This is a genomic window from Caballeronia arationis (assembly GCF_001544975.2).
Classification (GTDB): domain Bacteria; phylum Pseudomonadota; class Gammaproteobacteria; order Burkholderiales; family Burkholderiaceae; genus Caballeronia; species Caballeronia arationis.
Map to the genome: position 1 here is coordinate 138,101 of NZ_FCOG02000005.1, position 20,018 is coordinate 158,118.

The 20,018-nt window shown below is 65.0% G+C and carries 20 protein-coding genes; 16 read left to right on the forward strand and 4 right to left on the reverse strand.

Annotation, left to right across the window (positions count from 1 at the left end):
• Positions 1 to 57: 57 nt before the first annotated feature.
• The 4 genes from AWB81_RS04830 to AWB81_RS04845 all read left to right on the forward strand — a co-directional run bounded on the left by AWB81_RS04830 (position 58) and on the right by AWB81_RS04845 (position 3,830).
• Positions 58 to 693, forward strand: coding sequence for a paraquat-inducible protein A (locus tag AWB81_RS04830; protein ID WP_062632854.1), 636 nt, complete (start codon positions 58 to 60; stop codon positions 691 to 693).
• Positions 686 to 2,356, forward strand: coding sequence for a PqiB family protein (locus AWB81_RS04835; RefSeq protein ID WP_062632758.1), 1,671 nt, complete (start codon positions 686 to 688; stop codon positions 2,354 to 2,356). The genes AWB81_RS04830 and AWB81_RS04835 overlap by 8 nt, the downstream gene beginning before the upstream one ends.
• The gene (locus tag AWB81_RS04840) at positions 2,353 to 3,060 is read left to right on the forward strand and encodes a PqiC family protein (protein ID WP_062632759.1); all 708 of its coding nucleotides are present in this window, start codon (positions 2,353 to 2,355) and stop codon (positions 3,058 to 3,060) included. The genes AWB81_RS04835 and AWB81_RS04840 overlap by 4 nt, the downstream gene beginning before the upstream one ends.
• 158 nt (positions 3,061 to 3,218) lie before the next feature.
• Complete coding sequence (locus AWB81_RS04845; protein ID WP_062632760.1) at positions 3,219 to 3,830, forward strand: glutathione S-transferase family protein; 612 nt, start codon at positions 3,219 to 3,221, stop codon at positions 3,828 to 3,830.
• A gap of 286 nt (positions 3,831 to 4,116) precedes the next feature.
• Here AWB81_RS04845 and AWB81_RS04850 read toward each other — a convergent pair whose 3' ends face one another.
• The 3 genes from AWB81_RS04850 to AWB81_RS04860 all read right to left on the reverse strand — a co-directional run bounded on the left by AWB81_RS04850 (position 4,117) and on the right by AWB81_RS04860 (position 6,481).
• Entirely contained in the window at positions 4,117 to 4,686 is a 570-nt protein-coding gene (locus AWB81_RS04850) for a TetR/AcrR family transcriptional regulator (protein WP_062632761.1), read from the reverse strand.
• 129 nt (positions 4,687 to 4,815) lie between these two features.
• A complete protein-coding gene (mnmA, locus tag AWB81_RS04855; protein WP_062632762.1) occupies positions 4,816 to 5,952 on the reverse strand; it encodes a tRNA 2-thiouridine(34) synthase MnmA in 1,137 nt (378 codons plus the stop codon).
• Between the two features lie 46 nt (positions 5,953 to 5,998).
• Positions 5,999 to 6,481, reverse strand: a complete 483-nt coding sequence (locus AWB81_RS04860; protein WP_062632763.1) for an NUDIX hydrolase — start codon at positions 6,479 to 6,481, stop codon at positions 5,999 to 6,001.
• A gap of 275 nt (positions 6,482 to 6,756) precedes the next feature.
• Between AWB81_RS04860 and AWB81_RS04865 the strand changes: the two genes are divergently transcribed.
• The 12 genes from AWB81_RS04865 to ruvB all read left to right on the forward strand — a co-directional run bounded on the left by AWB81_RS04865 (position 6,757) and on the right by ruvB (position 19,353).
• Positions 6,757 to 7,899, forward strand: a complete 1,143-nt coding sequence (locus AWB81_RS04865) for a Re/Si-specific NAD(P)(+) transhydrogenase subunit alpha (RefSeq protein ID WP_062632764.1) — start codon at positions 6,757 to 6,759, stop codon at positions 7,897 to 7,899.
• Between the two features lie 20 nt (positions 7,900 to 7,919).
• Positions 7,920 to 8,243, forward strand: coding sequence for an NAD(P) transhydrogenase subunit alpha part 2 (locus AWB81_RS04870; RefSeq protein ID WP_062632856.1), 324 nt, complete (start codon positions 7,920 to 7,922; stop codon positions 8,241 to 8,243).
• Positions 8,240 to 9,682 (forward strand): NAD(P)(+) transhydrogenase (Re/Si-specific) subunit beta, encoded by a 1,443-nt coding sequence (locus AWB81_RS04875; protein ID WP_062632765.1) that lies wholly within the window; start codon positions 8,240 to 8,242, stop codon positions 9,680 to 9,682. The genes AWB81_RS04870 and AWB81_RS04875 overlap by 4 nt, the downstream gene beginning before the upstream one ends.
• Before the next feature lie 141 nt (positions 9,683 to 9,823).
• The gene (locus AWB81_RS04880; RefSeq protein WP_062632766.1) at positions 9,824 to 11,140 is read left to right on the forward strand and encodes a THUMP domain-containing class I SAM-dependent RNA methyltransferase; all 1,317 of its coding nucleotides are present in this window, start codon (positions 9,824 to 9,826) and stop codon (positions 11,138 to 11,140) included.
• Between the two features lie 46 nt (positions 11,141 to 11,186).
• Positions 11,187 to 12,572 carry an aminopeptidase P N-terminal domain-containing protein gene (locus AWB81_RS04885; RefSeq protein WP_062632858.1) on the forward strand — a complete coding sequence of 462 codons (1,386 nt, stop codon included), beginning with the start codon at positions 11,187 to 11,189 and terminating at the stop codon, positions 12,570 to 12,572.
• A 7-nt stretch (positions 12,573 to 12,579) separates the two neighbouring features.
• On the forward strand, positions 12,580 to 13,737 hold the full coding sequence (locus AWB81_RS04890) for a UbiH/UbiF/VisC/COQ6 family ubiquinone biosynthesis hydroxylase (protein ID WP_062632767.1): 1,158 nt from the start codon (positions 12,580 to 12,582) through the stop codon (positions 13,735 to 13,737).
• A 198-nt stretch (positions 13,738 to 13,935) separates the two neighbouring features.
• A complete protein-coding gene (gene dusB / locus AWB81_RS04895) occupies positions 13,936 to 15,024 on the forward strand; it encodes a tRNA dihydrouridine synthase DusB (RefSeq protein WP_062632859.1) in 1,089 nt (362 codons plus the stop codon).
• Positions 15,021 to 15,254 carry a Fis family transcriptional regulator gene (locus AWB81_RS04900; RefSeq protein ID WP_062632768.1) on the forward strand — a complete coding sequence of 78 codons (234 nt, stop codon included), beginning with the start codon at positions 15,021 to 15,023 and terminating at the stop codon, positions 15,252 to 15,254. The genes dusB and AWB81_RS04900 overlap by 4 nt, the downstream gene beginning before the upstream one ends.
• A gap of 59 nt (positions 15,255 to 15,313) precedes the next feature.
• Positions 15,314 to 16,879, forward strand: a complete 1,566-nt coding sequence (purH, locus tag AWB81_RS04905; protein ID WP_062632770.1) for a bifunctional phosphoribosylaminoimidazolecarboxamide formyltransferase/IMP cyclohydrolase — start codon at positions 15,314 to 15,316, stop codon at positions 16,877 to 16,879.
• A 168-nt stretch (positions 16,880 to 17,047) separates the two neighbouring features.
• Positions 17,048 to 17,590, forward strand: coding sequence for a crossover junction endodeoxyribonuclease RuvC (gene ruvC / locus AWB81_RS04910; RefSeq protein WP_062632772.1), 543 nt, complete (start codon positions 17,048 to 17,050; stop codon positions 17,588 to 17,590).
• Between the two features lie 33 nt (positions 17,591 to 17,623).
• Positions 17,624 to 18,205, forward strand: coding sequence for a Holliday junction branch migration protein RuvA (gene ruvA, locus AWB81_RS04915; RefSeq protein WP_062632774.1), 582 nt, complete (start codon positions 17,624 to 17,626; stop codon positions 18,203 to 18,205).
• Positions 18,206 to 18,294: 89 nt separating this feature from the next.
• Positions 18,295 to 19,353: a Holliday junction branch migration DNA helicase RuvB gene (ruvB, locus tag AWB81_RS04920; protein ID WP_062632776.1), complete on the forward strand. Its 1,059-nt coding sequence runs from the start codon at positions 18,295 to 18,297 to the stop codon at positions 19,351 to 19,353.
• On the opposite strand, the gene AWB81_RS04925 is transcribed toward ruvB, so the two are convergent.
• Positions 19,350 to 20,009: a histidine phosphatase family protein gene (locus AWB81_RS04925; protein WP_062632778.1), complete on the reverse strand. Its 660-nt coding sequence runs from the start codon at positions 20,007 to 20,009 to the stop codon at positions 19,350 to 19,352. The genes ruvB and AWB81_RS04925 overlap by 4 nt on opposite strands.
• Positions 20,010 to 20,018: the final 9 nt, after the last annotated feature.

Sequence of the window (20,018 nt, forward strand, 5' to 3'; positions counted from 1 at the left end):
GGACCGCCCATCATGAATGAATCCACCGACATGACTGTCGAGCCAGCCGAGCCCGACCTGCACTACACGACCGCGTCGCGGGCGGGACTCGTCGCGTGTCATTCGTGCGGGCGCGTCCAGCCGCGCGCATACACCGTCGAAAAGCAGCGCTGCGCGCGCTGCGACGCCACGCTGCACCGGCGCCATCCGGACAGCATCGCGCGCACCTGGGCGCTGCTCATCACCGCGGCGATCCTCTACATCCCGGCGAACCTGTATCCGGTGATGCACACCGCGTCGATCCTCGGCTCCGAGGACGACACCATCATGAGCGGCGTCGCGCTCTTCTGGAACGACGGCGACTATCCGCTTGCGGCGGTGATCTTCATCGCGAGCATTCTCGTGCCGATGCTGAAGCTCGGCACGCTCGCGTTCCTCGCGTGGACCGTGCGGACGCGCTCGACATGGCGGCCGCGCCAGCGCACGACGCTCTATCGCGCGGTCGAGCGCATCGGCCGCTGGTCGATGCTCGACGTCTTCGTCATCACGCTCACGGTCGCGCTGGTGCGCTTCCGCTCGCTCGCCGTCATCACGGCGGGGCCGGGCGCACTCGCATTCGCGGCGGTCGTCGTGCTGACGATGCTCGCTTCAATGCAATTCGATCCGCGCCTCATGTGGGACAACATCGAACCCTCAGGAAAGAAATATGACTAGTCCGCAAGGGCCGAACGAGCCGAACGAATCCACCAACGGCGGCAAAAGCAACGGCGGCAACGGCGGCGGCCTGCCGCCCAACCTGCCTGAGCCCGTCATCGAACCGCGCAGCCGCTGGCTGCCGTCGCTCGTCTGGGTGATTCCGCTCGTCGCCGCGCTCGTGGGCGTGCTGCTGGTGGTAAAGACGGTCGCCGGGCGCGGACCGACCATCACGATAAGCTTCGTGAGCGCCGAAGGGCTGGAGCCGGGCAAGACGAAACTCAAGTACAAGGACGTCGATGTCGGCACCGTCAAGACGATCACGCTCTCGAAGGACCATGCGCGCGTGCTCGTCGACGTGCAATTGACGAAGGAAGCCTCCGACTTCGCCGTGAAGGACACGCGCTTCTGGGTCGTGCGTCCGCGGGTCGCGGCAAGCGGCGTGAGCGGGCTTTCGACACTCCTGTCGGGCGCGTATATCGGCGTGGACGCGGGCAAGTCCGACGAGGACCAGACGGAGTTCGTCGGGCTGGAGACGCCGCCGGCCGTCACCGGCGACCAGAAAGGCCACAAGTTCACGCTGCGCGGCGAGTCGCTCGGCTCGATCGACATCGGCTCGCCGATCTACTACCGGCGCGTGCAGGTCGGCCAGGTGACCGGCTTTTCACTCGACAAGGACGGCACCGGTGTGACGATGCAGGTGTTCGTCAACGCGCCGTACGACCAGTACGTCGGCGCGAATTCGCGCTGGTGGCACGCGAGCGGCGTCGACCTGCGGCTCGATTCCAGCGGTTTCAAGCTCAACACGCAGTCGCTCGCGACGGTCGTGCTCGGCGGTATCGCGTTCCAGACGCCGCCGAACCAGCAGCCGGGCCAGCAGGCGCAGGACAACATGACGTTTCGCCTGGGCTCCGACGAAGCCGATGCGATGCGCGATCCGGACGGCACGCCGCTGCGCGTCGTGATGAACTTCAACCAGTCGCTGCGCGGGCTGTCGGTCGGCGCGCCGGTCGACTTCCGCGGTATCGTGCTCGGGCAGGTGACGAACATCGGCATCGAATACGATCCGAAAGCGCGCAATTTCATGATGCCGGTCACGATCAATCTCTATCCGGACCGCCTCGGCCGCCGCACGCGCGACGCGTTGCCCTCGCCCGGATCGACGGCGAGCCAGGAACTGCTGCAACGCCTTGTCCAGCATGGCCTGCGCGGGCAGTTGCGCACGGGCAACCTGCTGACGAGCCAGTTGTACATCGCGCTCGACTTCTTCCCGAAGGCGGCGCAGGTGAAGATCAACGCGAGTGCCGATCCGCTCGAACTGCCAACCGTGCCGAACACGCTCGACGAACTGCAGCTGCAAGTCGCCGATATTGCGAAGAAGCTCGACAAGATCCCGTTCGACGAGATCGGTGCGAACCTGAACAGCTCGCTCAAGAACGCGAACAGCCTCTTCAAGCAGCTCGACACGCAGGTCGCGCCTGAAGCACGCGACACGCTGTCGGCCGCGCGCAAGACCTTCGCCGACGCGCAGTCGACGCTGCAGCAGGATTCGCCGCTGCAGTCCGACGTGCATCAGGCGCTCCAGGAACTCACGCGGACGCTGCAATCCCTCAATGCGCTCTCCGATTACCTGGAACGTCATCCGGAATCGTTGCTGCGCGGCAAATCAGGAGACAAACCATGAGGTCCGGCGCGCTTTTCTTGATGACCGCAAGCGTCGTTTCGCTGCTGGCGGGCTGCGCTTCGTCGCCGTCGAGCCGCTTCTACACGCTTGGCGGCGATGCCGCGCCAGCGGCCGCGTCGATGCCGGCTTCGTTCTATGTCGAAGTGCCGCCCGTCGACATGCCGCCGCAGGTCGCCAAAAACCAGTTGGTCGTGCAGACAAGCCCCGCGCAGGTCCAGGTGCTCGAGCAGGAACGCTGGGCGTCGCTGCCCGCCGACGAAGTGCGGCGCGCGCTGTCGGCGGATCTCACGCGGCAGCTCGGCGCAATCGATGTCTACAACACGCCGCGTCCGGACTCCGTGCCGGTCTATCGCGTGAAGGTAAATGTGCAGCGCTTCGAGTCGTGGCCGGGTTCGCAGGCGGTGATCGATGCCGTCTGGAGCGTGCGCGCCGCGGGTTCGCAAACGGTGCTCACGTGCCGGACCGTGGCGCAGCAGCCGGTCGCCGCGGGCTACGACGCGCTCGTCGCGGGACACCGGAAAGCGGTCGACCAACTCGCTGCCGAGATTGCCGCGGGCGTTCGCGAAGTCAGCGCGATTCCCGCGCCGGCGGCCGCGGCGGCCGAAGGCGCTTCGTCGGCGAGGGCGAAGGTGCGGATGCCGGTGGCAACGCGGCCGCTGCCGTGTCCGGTGGCGAGCGCCTCGGCGAACGCGCCGGCAAATTGAAGCGCCGAACCGGAAGCAGAACTGACGAGGCGCGCCGGCAGCTCGACGAATCTGTTGTCGCCCTGCCACAACGCCGCTATCTCGAAATCACCTTACGGCAATGTCGGGCGGTTAAGATCGATCTCCACGATCAATCCCGCTGAAAACCGCAAGAAGAGATGATGAAACTGATCGGTTCGCTAGGCAGCCCGTTCGTCCGCAAGGTGCGGATCGTGATGGCGGAAAAGAAAATCGAATGCGAACTGGTGCTCGAAAATGTATGGGCATCCGATTCGAAGATTCACAGCTACAACCCGCTCGGCAAGGTGCCGTGTCTGGTTCTCGACGACGGCGAAGCCGTGTTCGACTCGCGTGTCATCTGCGAATACGTCGATACGCTCACGCCCGTCGGCAAGCTCCTGCCGCCCGAGCGCCGCGAGCGCACGGAAGTGCGCTGCTGGGAAGCGCTTGCGGACGGCATGCTCGACGCCGCGGTGCTGATCCGGCTCGAAGGCGTGCTGCGCGAGGAAGCCCATCGCAACGACGCTTGGGTCGCCCGCCAGCAGCACAAGATCGACGATGGCCTGAAGGCGATGTCGAAAGGCCTCGGCTCGAAGACCTGGTGCTCGGCGAATCACTTCACGCTGGCGGACATCGCGTGCGGCTGCGCGCTCGGCTACCTCGATTTCCGGATGCCCGAACTGGACTGGCGCGACGCGTATCCAAATCTCGACAAGCACTTTCAGCGGCTTTCGCAACGTCAGTCGTTTATCGATACGCTGCCGTCCTGACAGACTGCGCCGCTTTTCGGTGTGAAAGGCCACCCGCTGGGTGGCTTTTTTCATTGCAGCGGGTGAAATCGGTCCGCAGAGGCCATCAGCGTGCGCTACCGATCATAATTAATCTACTCATAGATAGAATGGCTGGCGGATAAAACCGAAAGCAAGGTCTGCGCCTCTTCTCGGCCTCGATTTTGCAGTGCGTGTTGGCGAAAATCAGCTAGGGCTCGGCCGATAGGTAGATTTCGTCAAAATCTACCTACCTGAAGGTAGGTAGATCCGAGCAGGAAGATCGGAGTTATCCACAATTTCTGGTCTTTACGACGAGCGCGATGTCTTCCAGCCTCGCCTTTGTCTGAAAGAGGCGGCTCGTCAGCAAACTGCCCTGAAAGGCCGCATACAACGCCCGCGCCGCAGCTTCGGGCTGGCCGTTAGCCTGCAGCGTCTCCTGCATTTCGCCCTCGGCGAGCACCTTGGCAAGCCAGTTCTCGTTCGCCTTGTAGAACGCCTGGATCGCCTGCCGCACCTTGTCCGGCAAAGCTGCGATATCCGCCGCGAGCATCGCGCACAGGCAAATCTGGTCGCCTTCGCCCAGCATGCGGCCGATCACCTTCGTGTAGCGGTCGAGCTTCTTGTCGGCGGGCGCGGAGCTGTCAATGGCGTAAATCGACGACATCACATCCGCGCTGTAGGCGTTGACCGCCTCGAAGGCCAGATCCTCCTTCGACGGGAAGTAGTAGTGAATGCTCGACGTCTTGACGCCAACGAGCGCCGACAGATCACGATAACTAAAGCCGTTGTAGCCTCGCGTCATCAGGAGCGTTCGTGCATGGTCGAGCAGTTGGTCGCGTACCGGGTTCCTGTCCATCTTCACATCATTATCTACTACTAGGTAGACGGTCAAGCGCTTGTATCAAAAAAGGATTCCGCTTCGGAACGTCGGTCACGCGCGGAGAATACGGACAAAAAAAAGCGGGCCGCAGCCCGCCTGGTGGATTTAGCGTGCGCCGAGCAGCGCCGCCTCTCCCGCTTCGCCGACCGGCGCGGCCGTCGTCGCCTGTTCGATGATGCCGCCGCCCAGACACACGTCGCCCTGATAAAGCACGGCGGATTGCCCCGGCGTCACGGCCCATTGAGCGTCGGCAAAATGCAGTGCGAAGTGGCCGTCGTCCGCCACGTTGAAGGTGCATGGCGCGTCGGCCTGGCGGTAGCGCGTTTTCGCGCCGCACGCGGTGCCTTCATCGGGAGCCGCGCCCGCGACCCAGCTCGTGTTGCCCGCGACAAGTGTCCCGGCAAGCAGCCACGGATGATCGTGCCCCTGCACGACGTAGAGCGTATTGCTCGCCATGTCCTTGCCCGCGACAAACCACGGTTCGCCGCTACCGTCCTTCGCCCCGCCGATGCCGATGCCCTTTCGCTGTCCGAACGTGTAGAACGCGAGTCCGATGTGCTCGCCGATCGTCTTGCCGTCGGGCGTCTTCATCGGGCCGGGCTTCGTCGGCAGATAGCGATTCAGGAATTCGCGGAACGGCCGTTCGCCGATGAAACAGATGCCGGTCGAATCCTTCTTCTTCGCGTTCGGCAGGCCGATCTGGGCGGCGATCTCGCGCACGCGTGTCTTCGGCATCTCGCCGAGCGGGAAAAGTGTCTTCGACAACTGCTGCTGGTTCAGCCGGTGCAGAAAGTACGACTGGTCCTTGGTATGGTCCGTTGCCTTCAGCAGTTCAAAGCGCCCGTCGCGTTCGCGCACGCGCGCATAGTGGCCGGTCGCGATGGTCTCCGCCCCGAGCGACATCGCGTGATCGAGGAACGCCTTGAACTTGATCTCGGCGTTGCACAGCACGTCCGGATTCGGCGTGCGGCCGGCCGAGTATTCGCGCAGGAACTCGGCGAACACGCGGTCCTTGTACTCGGCAGCAAAGTTGACCGCCTCGACGTCGATGCCGATCAGGTCCGCGACGGATACCACGTCGATCCAGTCCTGGCGCGTCGAGCAGTATTCGCCGTCGTCGTCGTCTTCCCAGTTCTTCATGAAAAGACCGACGACGTCGTAGCCCTGCTCCTTCAGCAGCCACGCCGTCACCGACGAATCCACGCCGCCCGACATGCCCACCACCACTTTTTGCTTGCTCATGTTGCTACCAGTTTGCTGATTGGCGCCGTGGCGGGCATCGAAGGAATCAAGCCCGCACCACTGGCGCGACGGAATGCGTATGGATGAAGTCGAGCGGCACGCGCCGCCCGGAGAGGTAATCGTCGACGCACTTCATCACGAGCGGCGTCCGGTGCCGCGCCAATGAAGCGCGCAGTTCGTCGGGGGTGAGCCACATCGCGCGGATGATGCCTTCGTCGAGCGCGCGGCCTTCCACCTCACCCGCAGATTGGCCGCAGAACGTGAAGCGCAGATACGTGACGGCACCGTGCGGCCGCTCGAAATGCGTCATGTAGGCGCCGACGAGCGCCTCCGGCACGAAGCGATGCGCGGTTTCCTCGAGCGTTTCGCGGACCACGGCCTGGGCGAGCGTCTCGCCCGCCTCCAGGTGACCGGCCGGTTGGTTGATTCTGATGCCCGCCGACGTGTGCTCCTCGATCACGAGAAAGCGCCCGTCCCGCTCCACGATGGCCGCGACCGTCACATGGGGTGCCCAATGATCTGGTTTCATGGGTCGCTATTTTACCGTTTCGTGCCATTTCACGCCGCACAGCCGAACGGCCGGTCCGCCAGCCGATCCGGTCCAGACTGATGCACAGGAGAAATGAGTCGGTCGGAATTGCCAAAGAAATGCGCCAAACAGGTGCCGGATCGGATTTTTGTGCGGGCCTTCTTCGGTTACAGTTGCGGTAGCCGTTTGCCCCAAGCATTTGAATATTCTTTCTCAGCCTTAAATCCACGCCTCCTCAGGGAACGCGTGCGTACAAAAATCTGGAGGATTCAAAGATGCACATCGGAGTGCCTGCTGAAACGCGGGCGAACGAGGCGCGCGTCGCCGCCACGCCCGAGACGGTCAAGAAGCTCGTGTCGCAAGGTCACCGGGTCACGGTGCAGAGCGGCGCGGGCCTGCCGGCGAGTTATATCGACGATGCTTACGCGCAAGCGGGAGCGGATATCGTCGATGCAAACACCGCGTTTGCCGCCGAGATCGTCCTCAAGGTCCAGTCACCGAGCGAAGCCGAATTGCCGCTGCTGAAGTCAGGCAGCGTGCTGGCCGGCATGCTCGATCCCTTCAACACCGAGAACACCGCGCGGCTTGCCGCAGCGGGCGTCACCGCGTTCGCGCTCGAAGCCGCGCCACGCACGACGCGCGCGCAGAGTCTCGACGTGCTGTCGTCGCAGGCCAACATCGCGGGCTACAAGGCGGTGCTGGTTGCGGCCAATCTGTATCAGCGCTTCATGCCGATGCTGATGACCGCCGCCGGCACGGTAAAGGCGGCGCGCGTGCTGATTCTCGGCGCGGGCGTCGCGGGCTTGCAGGCGATTGCAACGGCCAAGCGCCTCGGCGCCGTGGTCGAAGCGTCCGATGTGCGGCCGGCCGTGAAGGAGCAGATCGAGTCGCTGGGCGCGAAGTTCGTCGACGTGCCCTTCGAAACCGATGAGGAACGCGAAGCGGCAGTGGGCGTCGGCGGCTATGCGCGTCCGATGCCGCCAAGCTGGCTCGCGCGGCAGGCCGCGCAGGTGCACGAGCGTGCGAAGCTCGCGGACATCGTGATTTCCACCGCGCTGATCCCGGGCCGTCCGGCGCCGACGTTGCTGTCGGTCGAGACGGTCAAGCACATGAAGCCGGGTTCCGTGATCATCGATCTCGCGGCCGGACGCGGCGCCGAGTACGAGGGAAAACGTGGCGGCAACTGTCCGCTGACAGTCGTCGATGAAGCCGTGATGAAGCATGACGTGCATATCGTCGGTTATACCAATCTGGCATCAATGGTGGCCGCCGATGCCTCCGCACTCTACGCACGCAACCTGCTCGACTTCCTCAAGCTGATTATCACGAAGGAAGGCACGCTCAACATCGATCTTGCGGACGATATCGTCGCGGCCACGCTCCAGTGCCGCGACGGACAAGTCACGCGCCCGGCCTGACAGGGGAGACAGAAATGGAAGTGGACATCATCAACCATACGGTGATCAACCTGATCATCTTCGTGCTGGCGATCTACGTCGGCTATCACGTGGTCTGGAACGTCACGCCCGCGCTGCACACGCCGCTGATGGCCGTGACCAACGCGATCTCGGCGATCGTGATCGTCGGCGCGATGCTCGCCACCGGTCTCACAATCGGCGGCACGGGCAAGTTCTTCGGCACGCTCGCGGTGTTGCTCGCGGCGGTGAACGTGTTCGGCGGCTTTCTCGTCACGAGGCGCATGCTCGAAATGTTCAAGAAGAAGGAGCCCAAGAAGCTCGTGAGCAAGGAGGGCGCGCGATGAGCCTCAATGTCGTCACGCTGCTTTATCTGGTCGCCTCGGTGTGCTTCATCCAGGCGTTGAAGGGCTTGTCCAATCCGAAGACCGCGCGCATCGGCAACACGTTCGGCATGACCGGCATGGCCATCGCGATGGTCACGACGCTCGCGCTGATCGTCAAGCAGGCCGCCTATCTCGGTTCCAACCTGGGCGCGGGACTTGGCCTCTTGTTCGCGGCGCTGATCATCGGCGGTGCGGCGGGCGCGTACATCGCGGCGAAAGTCGAGATGACGAAGATGCCGGAACTCGTCGCCGCCATGCACTCGCTGATCGGTCTCGCGGCGGTGTGCATCGCGTATGCGGTGGTCGCCGAGCCTTCCGCGTTCGGTCTGGCCGCTCCGGGCTATCCGATTCCGTACGGCAACCGCGTCGAGTTGTTCATCGGCACGTTCGTCGGCGCGATCACGTTCTCGGGTTCGGTCATCGCGTTCGGCAAGCTCTCGGGCAAGTACAAGTTCCGGCTGTTCCAGGGCGCGCCGGTCGTGTACGCGGGCCAGCACATGATCAACCTCTTGCTCGCGATCGCGATGCTCGGCTTCGGCATCATCTTTATGATGACGCAGTCGTGGCTGCCGTTCGTGATCATGACGCTGATCGCGTTCGCGCTCGGCGTGCTGATCATCATCCCGATCGGCGGCGCGGACATGCCCGTGGTCGTGTCGATGCTCAACTCGTACTCGGGCTGGGCGGCGGCGGGTATCGGTTTCTCGCTAAACAATCCGATGCTGATCATCGCGGGATCGCTCGTCGGCTCGTCGGGTGCGATCCTGTCGTACATCATGTGCAAGGCGATGAACCGGTCGTTCTTCAACGTGATTCTCGGCGGCTTCGGCGGCGAAGCGGGCGCGGCAACCGTGGGCGGTTCGGCAGAGCAGCGTCCGGTGAAGTCGGGTTCTGCAGACGACGCTGCGTTCATGCTCGGCAATGCCGAGAGCGTGGTGATCGTGCCGGGTTATGGCCTGGCCGTGGCTCGTGCTCAACACGCGCTGAAGGAACTCACCGACAAGCTGGTCGAAAAAGGCATCGACGTGCGCTACGCGATTCACCCGGTTGCCGGGCGGATGCCGGGGCACATGAACGTGCTGCTGGCCGAAGCCGAAGTGCCCTATGAACTCGTGCACGAGATGGAGGACATCAACAGCGAGTTCGGCCAGACCGACGTGGTGCTGGTGCTCGGTGCCAACGACGTGGTGAATCCTGCCGCGAAGACCGATCCGAAATCGGTGATTGCGGGCATGCCGATTCTGGAAGCGTACAAGGCACGCACCATCATCGTGAACAAGCGGTCGATGGCGGCGGGTTATGCCGGTCTCGACAACGAGTTGTTCTACATGGACAAGACGATGATGGTCTTCGGCGATGCGAAGAAAGTGGTGGAGGACATGATGAAGGCGGTGGATTGAGCCGTACCGCAGTCAGCAGGTAGCGCCGCCGAGGCCCCGCAACGCGGGGCCTCGGCGTTTTGACGCCACGCGCTGAAGCCGCGACCCTGCGCGCCCCCGCGTACAATGTCGCCTTCATAGACCCCACCTCAGCACCGCACCATGGCCCCTCCCCTTTTCGACTGGTTTGTCCCCTGCCCGCGCGGCCTCGAAGCGCCTCTCGCGGCCGAACTCGCCGAAATCGGGCAACGCCATCTCGGCGGCGCGGCGTTCAAGCCCGGCGCGCAGGTCCCCGGCGGCGTGCATTTTCGCGGCGGCTGGGCGGCTGGCATGGCCGCAAACCTGCATTCGCGCATCGCGAGCCGCGTGCTCCTGAAGATCGCGCACGGCCCGTATCGCAGCGAAAACGACATCTATGAACTCGCGTATCAGCAGCAATGGGAACAATGGTTCACGCCAAACCAGACGATGCGCGTCGACATCACCGCGATCAAGTCACCGCTGCGCAGTCTCGAATTCGCGACACTGCGCGTGAAGGACGCCGTCTGCGACCGCCTGCGCGAACTGAGCGGCTCGCGTCCGAGCATCGATACCGCGCAGCCCGACGTGCGCGTCTTCGCCTTCCTGACGATCAACGAATGCACGCTCTATCTCGACACGTCCGGCGACCCGCTCTTCAAGCGCGGCTGGCGGCTCGACAAGGGCGCGGCGCCGCTGCGTGAAAATCTCGCCGCGGGCATCCTGCGCCTGACCGGCTGGACGCCCGGCACGCCGCTCTACGATCCGATGTGCGGCAGCGGCACGTTCCTCGCCGAAGCCGCGCAAGTCGCGCTGAACATCGCGCCGGGCGTCGAGCGGCGCTTCGGCTTCGAGAAGCTGAAGCAATACGACGTCAACGCGTGGCAGAAGCTGAAAGTCGCCGCCGTCGACGCAAAACGCGCTGCGCGCAACTCGCGTGCGGACTTGCAGATCTTCGGCAGCGACATCTCCGGCGACATGCTCGACAAGGCACGCGCGAATCTCGACCGCGCGGGTCTGCCCGACTTTCCGCTAAAGCAGATCGACGCGCGCAACATGACGCCGCCCGCCGACGCGTCCGGCATCCTCGTCGCGAATCCGCCGTACGGCGAGCGCATCGAGGTGCGCGGACGCGGCCCGCGCGGCGAGATCCGCGATACGGGGCGCGGCCGCCGCGAGCGCGACGAAGAGGACGACGACGCGTTCACCCGCGCCCAGCCCGATCCCGCCGACACGGAGTTCTTCATTTCCTTCGGCAACGCGCTCAAGCAGCGCTTTCCGGGCTGGCGCGCCTACGTGCTGACCTCGGACCGCAAGCTGCCGGGCCTGATGCGCCTGCGCGAATCGACGAAAACGCCGCTTTTCAACGGCGCGCTCGAATGCCGCCTGTTCCGCTTCGACCTGATCGCGGGCAGCGTGCGCAATCGTCCGGCCAATCCGGACGCGCCTCGTGAGGAATGAAGCGGCGGCGCCCGCGAACGATTCAGGCGGGCGCTACAATCGCTGCATGAACTCTCAGACCGAATCCGCCATCGACGTCTACCGCGCCCGCCGCGCCCGCGTTCTCGCAGCGCTTAAGGCCGCGGGCGGCGGCGTCGCCATCGTGCCGACCGCGCCGGAAGTCATGCGCAACCGCGACACCGACTATCCGTTCCGCCACGACAGCTACTTCTACTATCTGACAGGCTTCACCGAGCCCGAAGCGACGCTCGTGCTGGACGCCGGCGCAAAGGACGGCGAGCCTTCGTCGATCCTGTTCTGCCGCGAAAAGAACGTCGAGCGCGAAACGTGGGAGGGCTTTCGCTTCGGCCCGGAAGGCGCGCGCGAAGCGTTCGGCTTCGACGTCGCGTTCCCCATCGATTCGCTCGGCGAACACATGCCGCGCCTCATCGCGGAGTCGCCCGCGCTGCACTATGCGCTCGGCTCGTCGGCGGCGCTCGACGAGAAAGTGCGCGGCTGGCTCGCCGCCGTGCGCGCGCAAAGCCGCATCGGCGTGCGGGCGCCGTCGTCCGCGCACGACCTGCTGCCGCTGCTCGACGAAATGCGCCTCATCAAGGACGCGCGTGAAATCGCGATCATGCGGCGCGCGGCATCGATTTCAGCGGAGGCGCACCGCCGCGCAATGCAGGCCTGCCGTCCCGGCATGCGCGAATACGAAATCGAAGCCGAGCTGCTCTACACGTTCCGCCGGCATGGCGCGCAGGCGCCGGCTTACGGATCGATCGTCGCGGCCGGGGCGAACGCTTGCGTGCTGCACTATCCGGCGGGCAACACGATCGTGCAGGAAGGCGACCTGATCCTAATCGACGCCGCCTGCGAACTCGACGGCTACGCCTCCGACATCACCCGCACCTTCCCGGCTAGCGGCCGCTTCACGGCGGCGCAGCGCGAGCTTTACGAGATCGTGCTCGCCGCGCAGACGGCCGCCGTCGAGGCAACGCGCGCGGGCGTAAGCTTCGACGCGTCGCATCAGGCCGCGTTGCGCGTGCTGTCGCAGGGCCTGCTCGATACGGGTATCGTCGACAAGACGAAATTCGCCACCGTCGACGACGTGATCGCAGGGCGCGCCTACGCGCCCTTCTACATGCACCGGACGGGACACTGGATCGGCATGGACGTGCACGACGCCGGCAACTACCGCGACCACGACGGCCCGCTCGACGAGCAGGGCGCGCGGCCATGGCGCGTGCTGCAGCCGGGCATGGCGCTGACGATCGAGCCGGGCCTCTACGTGCGCGCGGCCGAGGGCGTGCCCGAGCGGTACTGGAACATCGGCATCCGCATCGAGGACGACGCGGTCGTCACGCCCACGGGCTGCGATCTGCTGACGCGCGAAGTGCCCGTCGCCGCCGGCGAAATCGAAGCGCTGATGCGCGACTCGGCTTTGAGGTGAGCCGGACATGAACGACATGGACTACGACATCGCGATCGTCGGCGCGGGGCCGGTCGGCCTCGCGCTCGCAGGCTGGCTCGCGCGGCGCAGCGCGACCTCGCGGCTTTCGATCGCGCTCGTCGACGCGCGCACGCCCGAAGCGGCGTCGAGCGATCCGCGCTCGCTCGCGCTTTCGCACGGCAGCCGCACGATGCTCGAACCGCTCGGCCTTCCCGCCGACGCTACGCCGATCCGCCGCATCCACGTCTCGCAGCGCGGCCACTTCGGGCGCACGCTCATCGAGCACGACGAGCACGAACTGCCCGAACTCGGCTACGTGGTGCGCTACGGGTCTCTCGTGAGCGCGCTCGCTAGCGGCGTGCGCGCGACCGGCGTGCACTGGCTCACCGAAACGACCGCGCTCGCGCCGATCCAGGATCACGAAGGCGTCACGCTGCCGATTCAATCCGCGAGCGGCGAGCGCACGATCCGCGTCCGCGTGCTCGTGAATGCGGAAGGCGGCCTGTATCAGGACACCCGCGAGCACGCGCGCGACTACGGCCAGACGGCAATCGTCGGCACGGTGAGCGTGTCGGCACCGCAGCCGAATGTCGCGTGGGAACGTTTCACGCCCGAAGGCCCGATCGCGTTGCTGCCAAGCGGCGGCGCGCGTCACGCGGACTATTCTCTCGTCTGGTGCTGCGCGCCCGACCAGGCGGCGCGCCGCGCGCAACTCCCCGACGACGCGTTTCTTACGGAACTCGGCGTCGCGTTCGGCGAACGCATGGGCCGTTTCACGCGTATCGCGGGGCGCGCCGCATTCCCGCTCGGACTGAACGCGCTGCATGCGCTGGTGGACCGGCGCACGGTCGCGATCGGCAACGCGGCGCAGACGCTGCATCCGGTCGCGGGCCAGGGGCTGAACCTCGGCCTGCGCGACGCGCACGCGCTCTGCAACGCGCTTTCCTCCTACGGCCCGACGGCCCTCGCGCTCGCGCACTTCGCAAAAGCGCGTTCGCTCGACCGGCGCCTGACGATCGGCGCGACCGACGCGCTCGCGCGCCTTTTCACGGTCGATTTCCCGCCGCTCGCCGCGCTGCGCGGGCTCGCGCTCACCGCGCTGGAATTCGTGCCGCCGGTGAAGACCGCGCTCGCGCGCCAGATGATGTTCGGACAGCGGCGCTAGGCCGCGCGCGGACACCGCGAGCCCGGGCAATCCGGGCCCGCCAGCCCGACTTATCCTCTGTGAGCGCGACGACTTTCATAGAAGATTTAACGACTTGCAGACGATTGCACTTAAATTCAGCAAGCCGTTCGCGCTAAAATACGCGTTTTCCTACAGCATCATTGCGTCCGCCGTGTCATGCGGACGCCGCTCGCGTTCATGCCCAGCATCGGTTCACACGTCCTTCGCAACAATCTCTTCGTCGCCCCGATGGCGGGCGTCACCGACCGCCCGTTCCGGCAGTTGTGCAAGCGCATGGGCGCGGGCTACGCGGTGTCGGAGATGGTCGCGTCGAACGCGCAGTTGTGGAAAAGCGAGAAGACGATGCGCCGCGCGAACCACGCGGGCGAAGTCGAGCCGATCTCCGTGCAGATCGCGGGCGCCGACCCGCAGATGCTGGCCGAAGCCGCGCGTCACAACGTCGCGAACGGCGCGCAGATCATCGACATCAACATGGGTTGTCCCGCGAAAAAGGTCTGCAACGTCGCGGCCGGGTCCGCGCTCCTGCAGAACGAGCCGCTCGTCGCGCGGATCGTCGAGGCGGTGGTGCAGGCGGTCGGCGTGGGGCCCGATGCCGTGCCCGTCACGCTGAAAATCCGCACGGGCTGGGATCGCGAGAACAAGAACGCGCTGACCATCGCGCGGATCGCGGAAAACGCCGGCATCTCGATGCTGACCGTGCACGGCCGCACGCGCGCCGATCTCTACAAGGGCGAAGCGGAGTACGAGACCATCGCGGCCGTGAAGGCCTCGGTGAAGATCCCGGTGGTCGCGAACGGCGACATCGGCACGCCAGAAAAAGCGCGCGACGTGCTCGCCGCCACCGGTGCCGACGCGATCATGATCGGCCGCGCGGCGCAGGGTCGCCCGTGGCTTTTTCGCGAGATCGAGCATTTCCTTCTGACCGGCGAGCGCCTCCTGCCGCCGCGCATCGACGAGATCCAGCAGGTGATGAACGAGCACCTCGAAGATCACTACGCCTTCTACGGGGAATTCACGGGCGTACGGACTGCGCGCAAACACATCGGCTGGTACACTCGCGGCCTTTCTGGCGCCAACACGTTCAGGCATCGCATGAACACGCTGGACACCACACGAGAACAACTGCTCGCCGTCAATGAATTTTTCGACGCTCAAAAGGCATTGTCCGACCGGCTCGTCTACGTGGACGACGCAGCCGAAGCGGAAGCAGGCGCCGACGAAGAATCGTGCGACGGGCAAAACAACACAGACCGACTAGCCGCATGAGCAGAAACAACATCGAACAATGCGTCCGCCAGAGCCTGGACAACTATTTCCAGGACCTGGACGGCTCGAATCCACACGACGTCTACGACATGGTGATTTCGTGCGTCGAAAAACCGCTGCTCGAGGTAGTGCTCGAGCAGGCGGGCGGCAACCAGTCGCTCGCGGCCGAGTATCTCGGCATCAACCGCAATACGCTGCGCAAGAAACTGCAACAGCACGGACTGATTTGACTCTCCGGGGCCGTCGCGACGGTCCGACCCGTATCCCTACTTCGGTTTCAGCCTTCATCATGATCAAGCAAGCGCTCATCTCCGTCTCCGACAAATCCGGCATCGTCGATTTTGCGAAATCGCTGTCGGATCTCGGCGTCAAGATCCTGTCGACCGGCGGCACGGCGAAACTGCTCGCCGACTCGGGTCTGCCCGTCACCGAAGTCGCCGACTACACCGGCTTCCCGGAAATGCTCGACGGCCGCGTGAAGACGCTGCATCCGAAGGTGCACGGCGGCATCCTGGCGCGACGCGACTTGCCCGAACACATGGCTGCACTGGAAGCGCACGAGATCCCGACGATCGACCTGCTCGTCGTGAACCTGTATCCGTTCGTGCAGACGGTATCGAAGGCGGAATGCTCGCTCGAAGACGCAATCGAGAACATCGACATCGGCGGACCGACGATGCTGCGCTCGGCGGCGAAGAATCATCGCGACGTGACGGTCGTGGTCGATCCCGCCGACTACGCCACGGTGCTCGAGGAAATGCGCGCAAACGGCAACACGGTGGCCTACGCGACCAACTTCAAGCTCGCGACGAAGGTGTTCGCGCACACTGCGCAATACGACGGCGCGATCACGAACTACCTGACGAGCCTGACCGAAGAACTGCGCCATGCGGACCGCAACACGTATCCGTCGACGTTCAATCTCGCGTTCGAGAAGGTGCAGGACCTGCGCTACGGCGAAAATCCGCATCAGAGCGCCGCGTTCTATCGCGACCTGAGCACGCCGGCAGGTTCGCTCGCGAACTACAGGCAGTTGCAGGGCAAGGAACTGTCGTACAACAACATCGCCGATTCCGATGCTGCGTGGGAATGCGTGAAGACGTTCGACACGCCTGCGTGCGTGATCATCAAGCACGCGAATCCGTGCGGCGTGGCCGTCGGCGCAAGCCCGCACGAAGGGTATTCGAAGGCGTTCCAGACCGATCCGACTTCTGCGTTCGGCGGCATCATCGCGTTCAATCGCGAAGTCGACGAAGCGGCGGCGCAGGCGGTGGCCAAGCAGTTCGTCGAAGTGCTGATCGCGCCTTCGTTCAGCGAAGCCGCGAAGGCCGTGTTCGCCGCGAAGCAGAATGTGCGCCTCTTGCAGATCGCGCTTGGCGACGGCCACAACGCGTTCGACCTGAAGCGCGTCGGCGGCGGGCTACTCGTGCAGTCGCTCGATTCGAAAAACGTGCAGCCGCATGAACTGCGCGTCGTGACCAAGCGCCACCCGACGCCGAAGGAAATGGACGACCTGATGTTCGCGTGGCGCGTGGCGAAGTATGTGAAGTCGAACGCGATCGTGTTCTGCGGCAACGGCATGACGCTCGGCGTCGGCGCCGGACAGATGAGCCGCGTGGATTCGGCGCGCATCGCGAGCATCAAGGCGCAGAACGCCGGACTCACGCTGACCGGATCGGCGGTGGCGTCGGACGCGTTCTTCCCGTTCCGCGACGGCCTCGACGTCGTTGTGAACGCGGGCGCAACCTGCGTGATCCAGCCGGGCGGCTCGATGCGCGACGACGAAGTGGTCGCCGCCGCCGATGAGCACAACGTCGCGATGATCCTGACGGGCACGCGCCACTTCCGGCACTAAGCCGCTCATGGCCGACGCGTGGCGCCTGCTGGTGCGCCGCCCCGCGCCGGTCGGCGGCGTTGCCGCAATCGCGCGCGACGCCGACAATACGTTCGTGTCCGACTCCGAAAAGAGCATTACAGTGCGCGACAACAGAACTCCAGCCATCTCTCGAGCACCAGCGAGCCCATGCGAATCCTCGGCATAGACCCGGGCCTGCGCGTCACGGGCTTCGGCGTCATCGACAAGACCGGCCACACGCTGACCTACGTGACGAGCGGCATCATCAAGACTGCCGACGCCGACCTGCCGTCGCGCCTGAACACGATCTTCGAAGGCATCTCGACGCTCGTCAAAGAGCACAACCCCGATCAGTCGGCGATCGAAAAGGTCTTCGTCAACGTCAATCCGCAATCCACGCTGCTGCTGGGCCAGGCGCGCGGCGCTGCGATCTGCGGGCTGGTCGCGAGCGGCGTGCCGGTCTCCGAATACACGGCGCTGCAACTGAAGCAGGCGGTCGTCGGCTACGGGCGCGCGACGAAGGAACAGATGCAGCAGATGGTCGTGCGCCTGCTGAGCCTCTCCGGCGTCCCGAGCACCGACGCAGCCGACGCACTCGGCATGGCGATCTGCCACGCGCACGGCGGCGGCGCGCTCGCGACGCTTGGCGGTATCGCGCCATCGCTTGCGAAAAAAGGCCTGCGCGTGCGGCGCGGACGTCTTGTCGGGTAACCGGCTGGCCAACAACATTCAAAACATCTCACCATGATCGGTCGCATCGCCGGCGTTCTGCTGGAAAAAAACCCGCCGCACCTGCTCGTCGACTGCAATGGCGTCGGCTACGAACTCGCCGTGCCGATGAGCACGTTCTATAACCTGCCGCACACCGGCGAAAAGGTCGTGCTGCTCACGCAACTGATCGTGCGCGAGGATGCGCACCTGCTCTACGGCTTCGGCACGCAGCCGGAGCGAAACACCTTTCGCGAACTGCTCAAGATCAGCGGCATCGGTGCGCGCATGGCGCTCGCCGTGCTCTCCGGCATGAGTGTGCAGGAACTCGCGCAGGCAGTGACGCTGCAGGACGCCGCGCGCCTCACGCGCACGCCGGGCATCGGCAAGAAGACGGCCGAGCGGCTGCTGCTCGAACTCAAGGGCAAGCTCGGCGCCGATCTGGGCGCGGCGGCGGGCGCGGTATCGGCGTCGGATCACGCGGGCGACATTCTGAACGCTTTGCTGGCACTGGGTTACTCCGAGAAGGAAGCCGTCGCGGCGGTCAAGAACGTGCCGGGCGGCACGGGTGTGTCGGACGGCATCAAGCTCGCGTTGAAGGCGCTGTCGAAGAGCTAGGAGCACACAGCTTCGCACGGCCGCGCGCGCCGCGACACTAGGCCGTTCGGCCAGCTTTCTGCGCGACAGGCACGCTGTACAATCAAGCCATGATCGAAACCGACAAACTCGCCGCCGAACGCATCATTTCGGCCACGCCCGTCTCGCCCAACGAGGAAGCGTTCGAGCGCGCGCTGCGCCCGCGCCAGCTCGACGAATACGTCGGCCAGGAGAAGGTGCGCGGCCAGCTCGAAATCTTCATCGAGGCGGCGAGGCGCCGTTCCGAAGCACTCGACCACGTGCTCCTGTTCGGCCCACCGGGCCTTGGCAAGACGACGCTCGCGCATATCATCGCGCGCGAGATGGGCGTGAACCTTCGGCAGACGTCTGGGCCGGTGCTGGAACGCGCCGGCGACCTCGCGGCGCTTCTGACCAATCTCGAAGCAAACGACGTCCTGTTCATCGACGAGATTCACCGGCTCTCGCCGGTCGTCGAGGAAATCCTGTATCCGGCGCTCGAGGATTACCAGATCGACATCATGATCGGCGAAGGGCCGGCAGCGCGCAGCGTCAAGCTCGACCTGCAGCCGTTCACGCTGGTTGGCGCAACCACGCGCGCCGGCATGCTGACCAATCCGCTGCGCGACCGCTTCGGCATCGTGTCGCGGCTCGAGTTTTATAACGCGAGCGAGCTGGCGCGAATCGTGATGCGCTCTGCGTCACTGCTGAAGGCCGAGATCGTGCCCGAAGGCGCGCTGGAAATCGCGAAGCGTTCGCGTGGCACGCCGCGAATCGCGAACCGGCTATTGCGCCGGGTGCGCGACTACGCCGAAGTGAAGGCCGATGGCAACATCACCGCGCAAGTCGCCGATGCCGCGCTGAAAATGCTCGACGTCGACCCGGTCGGCTTCGACCTGATGGACCGCAAGCTCCTGGAAGCGATCCTGCACAAGTTCGACGGCGGTCCGGTGGGCGTCGACAATCTCGCGGCGGCGATCGGCGAGGAGCGCGACACCATCGAGGACGTGCTCGAACCGTATCTGATCCAGCAGGGCTTTCTGCAACGCACGCCGCGCGGACGCGTCGCCACGTTGCTGACCTACCGCCACTTCGGTCTCGCCGCGCCGGATGCCGGCGATGTGCGCGACCTGTGGGACACGAACGGCTAAGCCGTTTTCCGGAGGCCGTCGTCGCTGGTGTCGGTGGAAAGATGCGCGATGTCGCCCCAAGCCACGACCGACGCCGCGCCTGTTTCGAAATCCACGATATTGATGCTGCAGTTCAGGAGCGGCCACTTGCGCGGTTCCTGGAGCGCCACGCGCATCGCGAACCGGTAGATGCAATCGAGCACGCCGCCATGCGCGACGCACGCGATGCGCCCGCCCGGATGCGCCGCCACGATCGGTTCGACTGCGTGCAGCACGCGATGATAGAAAGCGCGCTGCGACTCGCCGCCCGTCGGCACGAAGCCGGGATCGCGCGTCTGCCACTCGACGTATTCATCGGGAAACTTCTGGCTGATCTCGTCGCTGTCGTGGCCCTGGAATGCGCCATACCAGCGCTCGCGCAACCCTTCGCTCAATTGCAGCGGCAAGCCGAGCGCATCGGCGAAAGGACGCGCCGTCTGCTGCGCGCGCTGCAGGTCGCTCGAATAGACCGCGTCGAGACGCGCTCCCGCCTTCACATCGCGCACCATGCGCGCCGCCAGTTGCTCGGCCTGCGTGAAGCCGTGCTCGTTGAGCGGAATGTCGATGTGCCCCTGAATGCGCTTGATGCGATTCCAGTCGGTTTCGCCGTGCCGGATGAAGAGGATTTGCGTGGTCATGGGCGCGTG